The following is a 16000-nucleotide window of genomic DNA, read 5'->3' on the forward strand; positions in this document are numbered from 1 at the left end:
ACAAGGGAAACGGTGGCCAGTCTAGGCGGGAGAAAAGAGTCCGGCTTGTACGGAGTCGACATCGTCGGGCAGGAAGAGGTCGCGGAAGTCCCGCTGCCCGAGGCGATACCACCAGTATCCGGGAGCCCCATCGGCGACGGCGCGCAGCAGCTCCCCGGGGGAGGCGCCGACCATGTCCCGGTAATCCCGGTCCATATGGGCCTGGTCGTAGTAGCCGAAGTCCTGGGCGATGCGGGTCAATTCGCCCCGCCGTGGCGGCTGGGCCTGGAGACGGGCCAGAGAGAAGCCGAAGCGGGCCACCCGCCGCAGCTCCCGCAGATTGGCGCCGTAACCGTGGGCCACTCGCCGTTCCAGCTGGCGCAGGCCGATGCCCAGATTGGCGGCGATCTGGCCGGCGGGGGAAAACAGGTGGGTGGAGGCGCCCAGCAGGTCGGCCAGCCGCGCCGGGTCGCGCCGCGGACGCAGGCAGCGGCGCAGCAGGCCCTGCACCGCCGCGACCCAGTCGGCCGGGGAGTCGCTGGCATCCACCGTTTCCAGCATCTGTCGCACCAGCAGGGGCGGCAGCACTTCATCCAGGGGCACGATGCGGTCCCGCAGCTCGCCGACGCCGGGCCCCAGGGCTTCGGCCATGACGCCGGGGCGGAACATGACGGAAAGGAAGACGCTGCCCGGCGCCGCCCGGGACTCCCGGGGGCCCAGATAGGGCCCCGTCAGGCTGGCACGGGGCACGGCCCGGCAGCTGCCGTCGGCCAGGGGCTGCGCCGCACCGCCCCGGGCGAACAGCAGCAGGCCGGGGCTGAGGGCCGAGGGCAGACGGGAGAGACAGCCGTCCAGGGGCATCACCAGGATGTGGTAGATCCAGGGAGCCAGTTCCGGATGGGGCGCCACCACCAGGGGCATAACCATGGGCCGAACCTTCATGCAAAGAGAATTGCCCGCCAGTCTAGCGCAGCCGCCGGCCGATGAAAAAAGTGGCACCGGGAATAGCCGGCCGGGACCGGCCCCGGCCGTGCCTGTCAGCGGCACCGCCTCCAGGCATGGCCACCTTGCCGGCCACCCCACGGCACCACCTGGAGAGGCTTATCTGGCGCGGCTTCTGGCGGTGCAATGGGCCGTAGGGCCGCGGGGACGGCCTCAGGGGGCCGGCTGGGGGTGGGGCATGGGCCGCACGGCGTGGCGCGGTCTGGCGGGGCGGAACGAGAGGGCGGCCGGCCGGTTCCCCCACACCGCATCGGCCCACAGCCGGGTGAAGATGCAACGGGCTTCTTCGATCATCCGGGTCATGGCTGGCTCCTTCACGGTGGTGGCATCAAACGTGAATCCACCTTAGCAAGGGGCGGCGGCGCAAGCCAATTGAATCGGGAAATAGTCCTTATAGCCGGCCTGCATCGCCGGCCTGTGGGCCTGCCCACGCCCCCTGAAGGAGGGAAAGCACGATCCACCGGCCCTGGCGGCCCACGGCGCTCAGGCCCCCGGCCGGTCCCGGGAGGGAAGGCGCCACAGCCACAGGCACATGAAAAGGCCGAACGCGGCCAGGCCGGCCTGGGCCCAGGGATTTTTCACCACCAGCAGGATGGAGGTGGAAAAGGTCAGGGCCATCAGCAGCACTCCGGCCCGCTTGGCCCGGTAGGGAATGGCCCGGTGCCGCCGCCATTCCAGGATGGGCGGGCCGAACAGGCGATGGCCGGTGAGCCAGCGGTAGAAACGCAGGGACGCCCGGGCGTAGCAGGCGGCGGCCAGCAGCATGAAGGGCGTGGTCGGCAGCAGGGGCAGGAACAGGCCCACCACCCCCAGCACGACGCACAGGCTGCCGGCGGCGATGAGCAGGCCCCGCACCAGGGGCGAGGCATGTTCCACCACCTCGGCGGCGGCCTGCAGTTCCGCCGGGGTAACCGCACCCTCTGCCGCCAGGGGCTCCATCCCCTGCCCCGGATCGCCCATGGGCTCAGGCCTCCCCTGCCCCGCGCTCCCCGTGGCCGGCCACGTCTTCCACCGGTTCCTTGCCCGGCTTGGGCTTGGCCGGGCTTTCCTTGGCCTTGCTCCTGCGCGGGGCCTTGGGCTTTTCCGGCGGCCCGTGGCGCTGCTGGGCCAGTTCCATGAGCTGGGTGGCCACCTTGCCGCTGACGCTGCCCGGGGCCACCTCACCCTTGGCATCGGGAGTTCCCGCCGGCAGGCCGGTGAGCAGGGCCATGGCCTCATCCACATGGCGCACGGCGAAGACGTGGAAGTCGCCGCGGCGCACCGCCGCCACCACGTCGGCCCGCAGCATGAGGTGGGAGACGTTGGCGGCGGGAATGATCACCCCCTGCTTGCCGGTCAGGCCCCGGGCCTGGCAGATGTCGAAGAAGCCTTCGATCTTTTCATTGACGGCGCCGATGGGCTGGACCTGGCCCAGCTGGTTGAGGGAGCCGGTCATGGCCAGGGACTGGTGCAGGGGCAGCATGCCGATGGCCGACAGCAGGGCGCACAGCTCGGCCAGGGAGGCGCTGTCCCCGTCCACCTCGCCGTAGGACTGCTCGAAGACCAGGCTGGCATTGACCGAGAGGGGCACCAGGCGGCCGAAGCGGTTGGAGAGGAAGCCGGAGAGGATGAGCATGCCCTTGCTGTGCAGGGGGCCGCCCAGTTCCGTCTCCCGTTCAATGTCCATGACGTCGCCGTCGCCCATGCGCACCGCGGCAGTGACCCGCATGGGGTGGGCAAAGGTCAGCTCGCCCATGTCGATGGCGGCAAGGCCGTTGATCTGCCCGATTTCCATACCCTCGGTGGCGATCATGAATTCGCCGTTGAGGATGGCCTCCTGCTGCCGCTCCCGTACCCGGTCGGCGCGCCGCACCTGGGCCGCCAGGGCCCGCTCCAGATGCTGGCGGTCGATGTCGGGGGCGCCGTCCTTCTCCGCCATCCAGTCCGCCTCCCGCAGCAGGTCGGCCAGCACCCGGGTGCGGGTGGTGAGCTTGCGCGAATCCTCGGCCAGGCGGGCCGCCCGTTCGATGGTCCAGGCCGTGGCAGCCCGGGTCAGGGCCCGCAACTGGTCGCGGCGGGCCAGGGTGGCCAGCAGGCGGGCGTAGAGCAGCGCATTCTCCGGACCCCGCACCACGTCGTTTTCCAGGTCCGCCGCCACCTTGAACAGGGCGCCAAATTCCGGGTCCATTTCCGAGAGCAGGTAGTAGGTGTTGCGATCGCCCACCAGCACCACCTTCACGTCCAGGGGCATGGGCTCCGGCTCGAGCTGCTGGGTGCTCTGCAGGCCGAAGAGGTCCTCCGGCGATTCCAGGCGCAGGCGCTCGGCCTGCAGGGCCCGCTTGAGTCCTTCCCAGGCGTAGGGCTGGGTCAGCAGCTTGCCCGCATCCAGCACCAGGGCGCCGCCATTGGCCCGGTGCAGGGCGCCGGCCCGGATCAGGGTGAAGTTGGAAACCCACATGCCCATGTGGGCGGTGTGTTCCACCCGGCCCAGCAGGTTCTGGAAGGTGGGCAGGCTCTCGCACACCACCGGCCGGCCGCTGGTGCCGCTGTTGTCCACCAGCAGATTGACCAGGTAGCGCTGCAGGGAAATGCTGCCGGAGAAGAGCAGGGTTTCCATCTCCCCCTCGCCCTTCTGGGATTCCCGCAGGTTGTCGCCGGTTTCCACCACGTCGTGCAGCACCGCGTCGAGGAAGGCGCTCACCTCCGCGAGGTCGGCATAGGCGGGCTTGAGTTCTTCGATCTCGTGGCCCACAGCCAGGCGCAGGGCCTCCCGGGAGATGTCCTTGACCTTGGCCTGCAGCTCCCGCTGCCAGCGGGGGAACTGGCTGACCAGGTCCTGCAGGCGCGGCTCGTAGGATTCGATGATGGCGTCCAGCTCCTCCTGGCGCTCCTTGGGCAGGGCGTCGTACTCCTCCTCGCTCATGGTCTCGTCCTCGCTCTTGGCGGGAACGAAAGTGAAGCCTTCCTCGGTGGACAGCAGGGCCACGCCCTTGCTCATGGCCTCCCGGCCAAGAGTACGCAGGGCCGTGTCCTCCCGCTTCTTGGCCTCGCTTTCCAGGGCATTGAGGCGGCGCCGGTAGTCGTCGCTCTCGAAGGCTGCGGTGAGGGCCGGGGCCAGGCCCGAGACGAAGTTCTGCATGTCCTCCCGCAGCTTGCTGCCGCGGCCAGCGGGCAGCCTCAGCAGGCGCGGCCGGGTCGGCTCCTGGAAGTTGTGCACATAGCACCAGTCCCAGGCGGCATCGCCGTTGCCGCGATGGCGGAACTGGGTGTCCAGCACCCGATGCACCAGGGCGTGGCGGCCGCTGCCCGGCTCGCCGAGGACGAACAGGTTGTAGCCGTGGCGGGGAATGTCGAGACCGAAGCTCAAGGCCTCCACCGCCCGGGGGTGGGCGAATTCCTCGGCCAGATCGTCCAGTTCGGCGGTGGTGGCGAATTCCAGCAGGCTCTCGGGACAGGGCGTGAACAGGCGCTCCGGAGGCAGGCGGCAGGGATGTTGGCGAAAATCGGTCATGTTCTTCTTGGTTGTTGTGTTCCGCCGCCGGGGCTGCGGAAAAAAGGAAAACCGGGACTACTTGATCTCTTCCACCAGCAGCCAGACGGTCCGGTTGTCGCGCACGTCCTGGGTGGACAGGGTGCTGTTGGCCCGATCGCGTCCGCTCGATTCCTGGCCCATGCCGCCGAGGGCGATCCACTCGCCCAGGCGGCCGGAGACGGTGGTGCTGAGGCGCTGGATATTGGCGCTGCCGGGGCCGTAGCTGCCCGGGGTGTCGTTCTGGGGGCTGATTTCCAGGGTCACCCGATCCCCCGCCAGGTGGGGCTCGGCATAGAATCCCTGGCCCAGGTCCCGGTACACCGTGCTCTCGGTCACCACCACGCCGTTGGGACCGAGCACGGCCTGGCGCAGGGGCACGGGCACGGACTGGCCCATCTGGATGAAGGCCCGGCCCCCTTCCATCACCTGCACCATCTGCCCGGCGGAACTGCTGCGGGTGCTGCGGGTGTCCACGATCTCCGTGGTCACGCTAGAGCCGCCCCGCTGGATCTGCACGCTGCCGCCGCTACGGCCGAGGCTGCCGCTGCCGTTGAGGGTGCCGGCGGCACCGGGGGACTGGATGATGCGTACATTGCCGCCCAGGCCCACGTTGCCGGAGACGCCCACGTCCCGACCCCGGCTATCCAGGTCCCGGTTCTGGGTGACCCGGATGCGCAGCATGCGCGGCGGCGTGTCGATGGAGGCCAGCACCTGCTTCAGCTGCTCCCGGTTGCGCCGGCTGCCCTTGATGATGAGCTGGTTGTTCATGCCCGACACCGCGCCGCCCGGTTCCACCAGGGGCTGCAGTACCGGCAGCACCTGGTCCACGGTGCGGCTCTTGAGGGGCACGATCTCCACTTCCTGCTGGGCCCAGGCCATGGAAAACATCCCCAGGAACAGGCCCAGGGCGAGCAACGGAACCAGCAGCAGACGCTTCACGGCAGACCTCCAATGATCGGCACGGCAGGAAAGGGGCGGCACCAGTGTCGCCCCGCCCTTCCGAAAACTCAAGCCAGATGGGGCAAGGCCAGGTAGTCCCGGGAACGCATTTCCACTAGGCGGCTGACGGTGCGGAAAAACTCGCCGGCGTGGGTGCCCTCGGTGTACAGCCCTTCCGGCTCGCACTCGGCGGTGGCAATGAATTTGACCTTGGCGTCGTAGAAGATATCCACCAGCCAGGTGAAGCGCCGGGCCATGTCGCGCTGGGTGGAATTCATGCGGGGCAGACGGGAGACCAGCACCGTGTGATAGGCCCGGGCCAGCTCCAGGTAATCGTTCTGGGAACGGGGACCGTCGCACAGGGCCTGGAAGTCGAACCACACCACCCCGGCGGAACGGCGCAGCACCGGAATCTCCCGGCCCAGCACCTCGATGCTGCCGCCGGCCTGCCCTTCCCCGCCGGCCAGCTCCCGGAAGTAGTCGGCCATCTTGGCTTCCGCCGCGTCGTCGGCCGGATAGTGGTAGATCTCCACCTGCTCCAGGGTACGCAGGCGGTAGTCGATGCCCGCCTCCACCTGCACCACGTCCAACTGCTGCTTGAGCAAGGCGATGGTGGGCAGGAAGTTCTGCCGCTGCAGGCCGTTGGGGTAGAGGTTCTCCGGCGGGTAGTTGGAGGTCATCACCAGCACCACCCCCTTGGCAAAGAGCTTCTCCAGCAGCCGCCCCAGGATCATGGCATCGGCGATGTCGGAAACGTGGAACTCGTCGAAGCACAGCACCCGGGTCTCGGCAGCAATGCGCCCGGCCAGGATGGCCAGGGGATCGGTCTCACCCTTGAGGCTTTCCAGGTCCTTGTGCACCTGCTGCATGAAGCCGTGGAAGTGAATGCGCTTCTTGCGCTTGTAGGGCACGGAATCGTAGAAGCAGTCCATGAGGAAGCTCTTGCCCCGCCCCACCCCACCCCAGAAATAGACGCCCCGGGGCACTTCCAGGCGGGAATTGAACATCTTGTAGAGCTTGTTGCGCCGCGCCGCCTTGAAGGCCACCAGCTCGTAATAGAGCTTCTGCAGCCGCTCGGCTGCCGCCTTCTGGGCCGCATCGGCAGTGAATCCACGGGAGGCCAGCAGGGCCTCATAGGCATCGAGCATGCCGCGCTCGGGAACATTGAGAGTACGGTGGGGCATGGGGAATCCGTCGGGAGCACCTCGGGGGGTGCGATGTTGTTGTGGCGCCTGGCAGCCTGAAAGGAGCGGCGCAGAAAGGAGGCTATTTTAAAACATCAGCCGGGGACGGCCCAGCGTTGGCGAGAAAGATCATCTAACCGTCAGAAGCAGCCGTTGATTTGGGAGCAGAAGCGCGCATTTCGCGCCGAAGCGGACGCCCAGTGTTCTCGAACTGCTCGGTCGGTTTATGCTCCAGAATGAGAGTTCTAAATCGTCCAGAAATTAGAGTGTATTCAATGCAACCAATACCTTTAACAAAAAGGTTCCCCCCAGTACCTCTCGCAGAATTGCTTGAAGGCATCGCCAACTTCAAAACAGCGAGCCTCCATGCAAAGCAAAGCTTCATTGATCGTGTCGTTGCAGCGCATCCAATGCTATCTGTTGATTGGGGGCCGGGGTGGCATTTTCGGCGAGCCAGAAAACTTGAGGACGGAGATACCCTTCCAGAATCAGTGGACGACTTGATCTGGCGAAAAAACAAAACTCCGGTAATGCAGCGAGCCAATCCAGAGGGATTTCAGGTTCTCTATGTGGCTGACAAACAAGAAACCGCCTTTAAAGAAGTGCATGTGGAAGACTCGGATGTTGTACTGACCGAGTTTTCGATCAGGGATGGACTCAAAGCACGAATCGCCCCAATTGGAGAAATATTCCATGTCCAACGATGTGGTCGCGGGAACCTCCTAAAGGGCGATTGCGCTAAAAAAATCAGTCAAATTCTGAATAACGAGGGTGATGCAAATGCTAAGTCCATTGTTATCGCAGACGCATTCCTGCATCACTGCCTGACAGATGGGGCTGATGATTACTACGTTTCGTCCTACGCAGCAAAGGCAATTTTTACAAAGCTTCCGGAAGTTTCGGTTGTTGGATTTCCCAGCAGTCAGCAGTCAGGTGCAGTTAATTTTGCAATTCGCGGTGATCACCTATGGGAGCAGTGGGGCATCGTTTCCGTTAAGGTGGGACGTGCGAAGCACTTGGCATTCGGACTCTACAACTACACCAATCAAAGCCATGTAACTGGGATTTTTGCATCTGGGAAGCTGCAGTGGGGAGACAGGCATGAAGGGATCACGATATTGTTAAGCCCACCATGGACTAAAACCTAATCAATTAATGGAGAGCAGCAGTTGACCATGATTAACACCACTTGCTAACGGTCCGCTTCAGCTGAAAAGCTGCCTTACAGCAGCTGCCGAATAAACCATCCCTTCAGATCGTTAGCAGTCCCCAGAAAAAGAAAAAGGCGAGGAGTAATCCTCGCCTTTTTGTCTGCACCGGGCCGCAGCCCGAATGCTTTCCGCTTAGAAGTGCAGCGGGCGCTTGTCGCAGGCCAGGGCGGCTTCGTGCACTGCTTCCGACAGGGTCGGGTGGGCGTGGCAGATGCGGGCCAGGTCTTCGGAGGCGCCGCCAAACTCCATGGTCACCACGGCTTCGGCGATCAATTCGGAGGCATTGGGGCCGATGATGTGCACGCCCAGGATGCGGTCGGTCTTGGCGCAGGCCAGCATCTTGACGAAGCCGGTGGGGTCGCCCATGCCCAGGGCCCGGCCGTTGGCCAGGAAGGGGATCTTGCCGACCTTGTAGGCCACGCCGTCAGTCTTGAGCTGCTGTTCGGTCTTGCCGACCCAGGCGATCTCGGGGCTGGTGTAGATGACCCAGGGGATGGTGTCGAAGTTGCAGTGACCGGCCTGGCCGGCCATCAGTTCGGCAACCATGACGGCCTCTTCCATGGCCTTGTGGGCCAGCATGGGGCCGGACACCACGTCGCCCACAGCCCAGACGCCGGGCAGGTTGGTGCGGCAGTGGCCGTCCACTTCGATCTGGCCGCGCTCGTTGAGCTTGAGGCCGATCTTTTCGGCGTTGAGGCCGTCGGTGTTGGGCACGCGGCCGACGGAGACGATCAGGCGCTCCGCATCCAGCTTCTGTTCCTTGCCGTCCTTGTCGGTGTAGGCGATGGAAACGCCCTTCTTGCTGACCTTGGTCTCGCCCAGCTTGACGCCCATCTGGATGTTGAGGCCCTGCTTGGTGAACAGCTTGAGGGCTTCCTTGGCCACGTCCTGGTCGGCGGCGGCGAGGAAATCGGGAGAGGCTTCCAGGATGGTCACTTCGGAACCCAGACGACGCCACACGGAGCCCATTTCCAGGCCGATGACGCCGGCGCCGATGATGGCCAGCTTCTTGGGCACGGACTGTTGTTCCAGGGCGCCTTCGTTATCCAGCACGATTTTCTGGTCCACGGCGATGCCGGGCAGATGACGGGCCTTGGAACCGGTGGCGACGATGACCTGCTTGGCCTCGACGACTTCGTCGCCGACCTTGACCTGCCAACCGGCGCCGCCCTGACCGACGAAGGAACCGTGGCCGTTGAGCTGGGTGACCTTGTTCTTCTTGAACAGGCCCTTGATGCCGGAGGTGAGCTGGGTCACCACGGCGGTCTTGCGGCCGATCATGGTGGGCACGTCGATCTTGGGCGCGCTCACCTGGATGCCCTGGGCGGCGAAGGCGTGGCCGGCTTCCTCGAACAGGTGGGAGGTGTGCAGCAGGGCCTTGGAGGGAATGCAACCCACGTTCAGGCAGGTGCCGCCAAGGCGGGGTTCGCCCTTGGGATCGGCGTAGGGATTGGATTCGCAGCAGGCGACGGAGAAGCCCAGCTGGGCGGCGCGGATGGCAGCCACATAGCCGCCGGGGCCGCCGCCGATGACGAGAACGTCGAATTGTTTGGACATGGTCAGAACCTTTCGTTCATGAAAAGAACGCAGAGGGCGAAGGCTGGTGGCCCCGCGGCTCTGCGTTCCTTGGATCAGTCAGTCAATGCGCATTAAACGCCGAGCAGCAGGCGGGCGGGATCTTCCAGGGCTTCCTTCATGGTCACCAGACCCAGCACGGCTTCGCGGCCGTCGATGATGCGGTGGTCGTAGGACATGGCCAGGTAGTTGATGGGGCGCACCACCACTTGACCGTTCTCGACCACGGCGCGGTCCTTGGTGGCATGGATGCCGAGGATCGCGGACTGGGGCGGGTTGATGATGGGGGTGGAGAGCATGGAGCCGAACACGCCGCCGTTGGAGATGGAGAAGGTGCCACCGGTCAGTTCTTCGATGGAGATCTTGCCGTCCTTGGCCTTCTGGCCGTATTCGGCAATCTTCTTCTCGATGTCGGCGATGGACATCTGGTCGGCATCACGCAGGATGGGCACCACCAGACCGCGGGGGGAGCCCACGGCGATACCGATGTCGATGTAACCGTGATAGACGATGTCGTTGCCATCGACGGAGGCGTTCAGGATCGGGTACTTCTTCAGGGCAGCCACGGCGGCCTTGACGAAGAAGCCCATGAAGCCCAGGCGTACGCCATGTTCCTTCTCGAACTTGTCGCCGTACTGCTTGCGCAGGGCCATAACCGGGGCCATGTTCACTTCGTTGAAGGTGGTGAGGATGGCGTTTTCGTTCTTGGACTGCAGCAGGCGCTCGGCGATGCGGGCGCGCAGGCGGGTCATGGGAACGCGCTGTTCCGGACGGTCACCCAGGGGGATGGACACGGCAGGGGCAGCCACGGCGGGCGCGGCGGCCTTGGCCTGGGCGCCCACGGCATCTTCCTTGGTGACACGGCCACCACGGCCGGTGCCGGAGACGTCGGCGGCAGCGATGCCCTTCTCGTCCAGGATCTTGCGGGCGGCGGGGCTGGCGGTGCCGGCAGCAGCAGCCGGAGCAGCGGCAGCAGCCACCGGGGCCGGAGCGGCAGCGGCGGGAGCAGCGGCGGCAGCCGGAGCGGCGCCAGCGGCAGCCTTGGCTTCGGTGTCGATCTGGGCGATGACTTCGCCGGAAACCACGGTGTCGCCGTCGCCCTTGATGATCTTGACGATCACGCCGGCATCGGGAGCGGGCAGTTCCAGGACCACCTTGTCGGTTTCGATATCGATGAGGTTCTCATCGCGGCTGACAGCTTCGCCTGCCTTCTTGTGCCAGGACACCAGGGTGGCTTCGGCAACGGATTCGGACAGTTGCGGGACTTTGACGTCGATAATCATGATCTACGTTTCCTTTGTCTCTCGGTTTTAGTTCAGTTTGCCCAGTGCTTCTTCCAGCAGGGCTTTTTGTTGCTCCACGTGCTTGGCCAGGTAACCCACGGCCGGCGCAGCAGCAGCGGGACGGGCTACCACGTGCAGGGTCTGACCCTTCTTCAGGGCGACTTGCAGGCGGTGAGCCTTGGCGTACCAGGCACCCTGGTTCAGGGGCTCTTCCTGGCACCACACCAGTTCCTTGGCGTTGGGGAACTTGGACAGTTCCTCATCGAAGCGCTTGTCGTCGAACGGATACAGCTGCTCGACGCGCAGGATGGCGATGTTCTCCAGCTTGCGTTCCTTGCGGGCGGCCACCAGGTCGTAATAGACCTTGCCGGCGCAGGCGATGACACGGGTGACCTTTTTCGCTTCTAGCTTCTCGGTTTCGCCGATGATGGTCTGGAAGGTGCCGTTGGCCAACTCGTCCAGGGAGCAGGAAGCGCTGGGGTTGCGCAGCAGGGACTTGGGCGTCATCACCACCAGGGGCTTGCGCTGCTTGCGCACCATCTGGCGACGCAGCAGGTGGAAGATCTGGGCAGCGTTGGAGGGGTAGCAGACTTCCCAGTTGAACTCGGCGGAGAGCTGCATGTAGCGTTCCAGGCGGGCGGAGGAGTGCTCCGGACCCTGGCCTTCGTAGCCGTGGGGCAGCAGCAGGGTCAGACCGCAGGCACGACCCCACTTGGCCTCGCCGGAGCAGAGGAACTGGTCGATCACCACCTGGGCGCCGTTGGCGAAGTCGCCGAACTGGCCTTCCCACACCACCAGCTCATTGGGCTCGGCGGTGGCGTAGCCGTATTCGAAGGCCAGCACGGCCTCTTCGGACAGCACGGAGTCGAAGCTCTGGAAATTGCCCTGGTCTTCCTGCAGGTTGGCCAGGGGGATGTAGGAACCGGCGTCCCACTTTTCCCGGTTCTGGTCGTGCAGCACGCCGTGACGGTGGAAGAAGGTGCCGCGACCCACGTCCTCGCCGGAGATGCGCACGCCATAGCCCTGGGCCAGCAGAGTGGCGTAGGCCAGGTTCTCGGCCATGCCCCAGTCCACCGGCAGCTTGCCCTCACCCATCTGGGCCCGGTCTTCGATGATCTTCTTGACGCGGGAGTGCATGGTGAAGTTTTCGGGAATGGCGGTCAGGCGCTTGGCCAGACGCTGCAGTTCCTTCTTCGGCACCTTGGTGTTGCCGAGCTCGGTGTACTTCTTGTTGGTGTAGGGCGCCCAGTCGTTGGCGTGCTGACGCTTGTAGTTGGACAGCACGGGGTCGGACAGCAGCTTGCCCTGGTCCAGGGCGGCGCGGAAGTCCTTGATGATCTGGTCGGGACCGTCGGCAGAGAGCACGCCCTGGGCCACCAGCTTGTCCGCGTACAGCTTGCGGGTGCCGGGGTGGGCCTGGATCTTCTTGTACATCAGGGGCTGGGTCACCATCGGCTCGTCCTGCTCGTTGTGGCCGAGCTTGCGGAAACAGATGATGTCGATGACCACGTCCTTCTTGAAGGTCTGACGGAATTCCAGGGCCAGCTGGGTGACCAGGGCCACGGCTTCCGGATCATCGCCATTGACGTGGAAGATCGGGGCTTCGACCATCTTGAAGATGTCGGAGCAGTACAGGGAGGAACGGTAGTCCCGGGGATCGGAGGTGGTGAAGCCGATCTGGTTGTTCACCACGACGTGCACCGTACCGCCGGTGCCATAGCCGCGGGTCTGGGAAAAGTTCAGCATTTCCTGGTTCACGCCCTGGCCGGCAACGGCGGCATCGCCGTGGATCAGGACGGGCAGGATCTGGGCCTTGGCCGCATCGTCACCGCCGCGACGACGCTGGCGGGCATAGACGGAACCTTCCACCACCGGGTTCACGATTTCCAGGTGGGAGGGGTTGAAGGCCAGGGTCAGGTGCACCGGACCATGGTCGGTGGACACGTCGGAGGAGAAGCCCATGTGGTACTTCACGTCGCCGGAGGACAGATCCTGGGCCTTCTTGCCTTCGAACTCGTCGAACAGCATCTTGGGCGCCTTGCCCAGGGTGTTCACCAGCACGTTGAGGCGGCCGCGGTGGGCCATGCCGATGACGATTTCCTGGACGCCGGTGGCGGCGCCGGTGCGGATCACTTCGTCCATGGCGACGATGAGGGACTCGCCGCCTTCCAGGGAGAAGCGCTTCTGACCCACGTAGCGGGTGTGCAGGTAGCGTTCCAGGGTCTCGGCCACGGTCAGGCGGTCGAGCAGGCGCTTCTTGCGCTCGGGCGTGTAGTTGCCATTGCCGCGGCTGGGTTCCAGGCGTTCCTGCAGCCAGCGCTTCTGGGCAATGTCGCTCATGTACATGTATTCGACGCCGATGGAACCGCAGTAGGTTTCCTTCAGCGCCTCGATGATCTGGCCCAGGGGAGCGCGATCGGCGCCGAACTGGAAGGAGCCGGTATTGAAGGGCTCGTTCAGGTCGGCGGGCGTGAAGCCGTAGAAGGACGGCTCCAGTTCCTGGATTTCGGGGCGTTCCTGGCGCTTGAGCGGGTCCAGATTGGCCCAGCGGTTGCCCAGGAAGCGGTAGGCATTGATCAGCTGCAGGACGGCAACCTGCTTCTTGTCGTCACCGGCGGCCACCACGGTACGCACCGGACCCCGCTTGCCCTGTTCGGCAAAGGCGGCGATCACGGGGAAGTGGGGAACATCGCGGGCAGCGGCACCCGGCTGCTGGGCCAGCTTGTCGAAGTATTCGCGCCATTCGTCGGGAACGGACGCGGGATTGTCGAGGTAGTTCTCGTACAGCTCCTCCACGAACGGGGCATTGCCGCCGAAGAGGTAGGAGGTGCCGAAGTTTTGCATCATCATGGCAATCACCTGTGGTGTGGTTTTATTGTTGGAACGTCTGTCTCTCACTGCAATCGGCGAATTTTCCGCCGACCATTGAAAAAAAGGGCGGCCACGCCGCCCCTTTTCTCGTCTTACTTACGGCTGGCCAGCGGCGCGACGTCGCGCTTGGCGGCGCCGATGTACAGCTGACGCGGACGACCGATCTTGTATTCCGGATCGGTGATCATCTCTTCCCACTGGGTCATCCAGCCCACGGTACGAGCCAGGGCGAAGATGCAGGTGAACATGGAGGTGGGGATGCCCAGGGCCTTCTGCACGATGCCGGAGTAGAAGTCCACGTTCGGGTAGAGCTTCTTCTCGACGAAGTACGGATCTTCCAGGGCGATCTTTTCCAGTTCCATGGCCAGCTTGAACAGGCGATCGTTTTCCAGGCCCAGTTCCTTCAGAACGTCGTTGCACACCTGGCGCATCAGCTTGGCGCGGGGGTCGAAGTTCTTGTAGACGCGGTGACCGAAGCCCATCAGCTTGAAGGAGTCGTTCTTGTCCTTGGCGCGGGCGATGTATTCGCCGACGCGGGAGACGTCGCCGATCTCTTCCAGCATCTGCAGGCAGGCTTCATTGGCGCCGCCGTGGGCAGGGCCCCACAGGCAGGCGATACCGGCGGAGATGCAGGCGAAGGGGTTGGCACCGGAGGAGCCGGCCAGACGCACGGTGGAGGTGGAGGCGTTCTGCTCGTGGTCGGCGTGCAGGGTGAAGATGATGTCCAGGGCGCGGACCAGCACGGGGTTCGGCTTGTAGGTCTCGCAGGGGGTGCCGAACATCATGTGCATGAAGTTGGCGGTGTAGTCCAGGTCGTTGCGCGGGTACATGAACGGCTGACCGGTCGTGTACTTGTAGGCCATGGCAACGATGGTGGGCATCTTGGCGATGATGCGGTTGAAGCTGATGCTGCGATGCTCGGCATCGGAGAAGTCCATGGCTTCATGGTAGAAGGCGGACAGAGCACCGACCACACCGACCATCACGGCCATGGGGTGGGCGTCGCGGCGGAAGCCGCTGAAGAACTTGGCCAGCTGTTCGTGCACCATGGTGTGGTTCTTGATGGTGTCTTCGAAAGCGGTCTTCTGGGAAGCGTTCGGCAGTTCGCCGTTCTTCAGCAGGTAGGCGACTTCCAGGAAGTTGCAGTTTTCGGCCAGTTGCTCGATGGGATAGCCGCGGTACAGCAGCTCGCCCTTGTCGCCATCGATGAAGGTAATCTTGGATTTGCAGCTGGCAGTGGACAGGAAGCCGGAATCGTAGGTGAAGAGACCGGTTTTGCCGCCCAGGGTACGAATGTCGATACAGTCGTTGCCGTGGGTGGGAGACATGATCGGGAAATCGACCGGCCCTTGGCCTTCGATATTGAGAGTAGCCTTGCGTTCGCTCATTTTGCAGCCCCTGTGGTGGTGGTTGTCATCACTACTTTTTTAGCGAAGGACGAGGCGCCATGGTGGCGCCCCTTCCTTACTCAGCACTTACGCAATTTGGCCAGTACGGCAGCCTCATGCGGGTCGGAAAGTTCCTTGCCCCCAACAATCAGGCCAAGGAAATCCCAATCTTCTAATTCCGCCAGCTTTTTGAAGGCTTCGACCTCCGGTTCCGTCAGCTTGTCGAATTCCTGGTCGAGGAATTTGGTCAGCGTCAGGTCCAGCTCCAGGAGGCCGCGGCGGATGCAGCGCCAGCGAAGGCGCTCGTATTCAGCACGATCCATTAAACAGCACGCCGAACCATCATTTCCTTGATCTTGCCGATGGCCTTGGTGGGGTTCAGGCCCTTCGGACAGACATCAACGCAATTCATGATGGTGTGGCAACGGAACAGGCGATACGGATCTTCCAGGTTGTCCAGACGTTCGTTGGTGGCCTGGTCGCGGGTATCGGCGATGAAGCGGTAAGCAGCCAGCAGGCCGGCCGGACCGACGAACTTGTCGGGGTTCCACCAGAAGGACGGGCAGGAGGTGGAGCAGCAGGCGCAGAGGATGCACTCGTACAGGCCGTTCAGCTCTTCACGCTCTTCCGGAGACTGGAGACGCTCGCGCTCGGGAGGAGGATCGTTGTTGATCAGGTACGGCTTGATGGAGTGGTACTGCTTGAAGAACTGGGTCATGTCCACGATCAGGTCGCGCACCACGGGCAGACCGGGCAGGGGCCGCAGCACGATGGGCTGGGGCAGCTCGTCCACGTCGGTGAGGCAGGCCAGACGGTTCTTGCCATTGACGTTCATGGCGTCGGAACCGCACACGCCTTCGCGGCAGGAGCGGCGGAAAGCCAGGGAATCGTCCTTGACCTTCAGGCGCACCAGGGCATCCAGCAACTTCTTGTCGGACTGTTCCAGTTCGACGGTGATGTCCTGCATGTAAGGTGCGTTGTCCTTATCCGGATCGTAGCGATAGATCTTGAATTGAACGGTACGTTTGGTATTGGCGCTCATTTGCGTAATTCCTTC

At 64.1% G+C, this 16000-nt stretch carries 13 protein-coding genes; 1 reads left to right on the plus strand and 12 read right to left on the minus strand.

Translation table 11 applies throughout. The features are described 5' to 3' along the window. Positions 1 to 21 precede the first annotated feature (21 nt). The 6 genes from AZSP09_RS04915 to zapE all read right to left on the minus strand — a co-directional run bounded on the left by AZSP09_RS04915 (position 22) and on the right by zapE (position 6615). The gene (locus AZSP09_RS04915) at positions 22 to 906 is read right to left on the minus strand and encodes a helix-turn-helix domain-containing protein (RefSeq protein ID WP_152089361.1); all 885 of its coding nucleotides are present in this window, start codon (positions 904 to 906) and stop codon (positions 22 to 24) included. Between the two features lie 228 nt (positions 907 to 1134). Next, positions 1135 to 1284: a hypothetical protein gene (locus AZSP09_RS19900; RefSeq protein ID WP_172974696.1), complete on the minus strand. Its 150-nt coding sequence runs from the start codon at positions 1282 to 1284 to the stop codon at positions 1135 to 1137. A gap of 180 nt (positions 1285 to 1464) precedes the next feature. Beyond that, a complete protein-coding gene (locus tag AZSP09_RS04920) occupies positions 1465 to 1941 on the minus strand; it encodes a YbaN family protein (RefSeq protein WP_014237281.1) in 477 nt (158 codons plus the stop codon). A gap of 4 nt (positions 1942 to 1945) precedes the next feature. Beyond that, on the minus strand, positions 1946 to 4471 hold the full coding sequence (locus tag AZSP09_RS04925; protein ID WP_152089362.1) for a Lon protease family protein: 2526 nt from the start codon (positions 4469 to 4471) through the stop codon (positions 1946 to 1948). Between the two features lie 57 nt (positions 4472 to 4528). After that, positions 4529 to 5431, minus strand: a complete 903-nt coding sequence (locus AZSP09_RS04930) for a secretin N-terminal domain-containing protein (protein ID WP_152089363.1) — start codon at positions 5429 to 5431, stop codon at positions 4529 to 4531. Between the two features lie 68 nt (positions 5432 to 5499). Then, positions 5500 to 6615, minus strand: a complete 1116-nt coding sequence (zapE, locus tag AZSP09_RS04935) for a cell division protein ZapE (protein WP_014237278.1) — start codon at positions 6613 to 6615, stop codon at positions 5500 to 5502. A 326-nt stretch (positions 6616 to 6941) separates the two neighbouring features. On the opposite strand from zapE, the gene AZSP09_RS04940 reads away from it, so the two are divergent. Further along, positions 6942 to 7763 carry an RES domain-containing protein gene (locus tag AZSP09_RS04940; RefSeq protein ID WP_172974697.1) on the plus strand — a complete coding sequence of 274 codons (822 nt, stop codon included), beginning with the start codon at positions 6942 to 6944 and terminating at the stop codon, positions 7761 to 7763. 195 nt (positions 7764 to 7958) lie between these two features. On the opposite strand, the gene lpdA is transcribed toward AZSP09_RS04940, so the two are convergent. The 6 genes from lpdA to AZSP09_RS04970 form a co-directional block, all read right to left on the minus strand. Beyond that, on the minus strand, positions 7959 to 9383 hold the full coding sequence (gene lpdA, locus AZSP09_RS04945; protein WP_152089365.1) for a dihydrolipoyl dehydrogenase: 1425 nt from the start codon (positions 9381 to 9383) through the stop codon (positions 7959 to 7961). 92 nt (positions 9384 to 9475) lie between these two features. After that, a complete protein-coding gene (gene odhB, locus AZSP09_RS04950; RefSeq protein ID WP_014237275.1) occupies positions 9476 to 10684 on the minus strand; it encodes a 2-oxoglutarate dehydrogenase complex dihydrolipoyllysine-residue succinyltransferase in 1209 nt (402 codons plus the stop codon). Positions 10685 to 10711: 27 nt separating this feature from the next. After that, positions 10712 to 13534, minus strand: coding sequence for a 2-oxoglutarate dehydrogenase E1 component (locus AZSP09_RS04955; RefSeq protein WP_014237274.1), 2823 nt, complete (start codon positions 13532 to 13534; stop codon positions 10712 to 10714). 113 nt (positions 13535 to 13647) lie between these two features. Next, on the minus strand, positions 13648 to 14943 hold the full coding sequence (gltA, locus tag AZSP09_RS04960) for a citrate synthase (protein ID WP_014237273.1): 1296 nt from the start codon (positions 14941 to 14943) through the stop codon (positions 13648 to 13650). 80 nt (positions 14944 to 15023) lie between these two features. Next, positions 15024 to 15266, minus strand: coding sequence for an FAD assembly factor SdhE (locus AZSP09_RS04965; RefSeq protein ID WP_014237272.1), 243 nt, complete (start codon positions 15264 to 15266; stop codon positions 15024 to 15026). Next, entirely contained in the window at positions 15266 to 15985 is a 720-nt protein-coding gene (locus AZSP09_RS04970; RefSeq protein ID WP_014237271.1) for a succinate dehydrogenase iron-sulfur subunit, read from the minus strand. The genes AZSP09_RS04965 and AZSP09_RS04970 overlap by 1 nt, the downstream gene beginning before the upstream one ends. Between the last annotated feature and the right edge of the window lie 15 nt (positions 15986 to 16000).

Origin of the sequence: Azospira sp. I09 (assembly GCF_009177135.1) — a bacterium.
Lineage (GTDB): Bacteria > Pseudomonadota > Gammaproteobacteria > Burkholderiales > Rhodocyclaceae > Azospira > Azospira oryzae.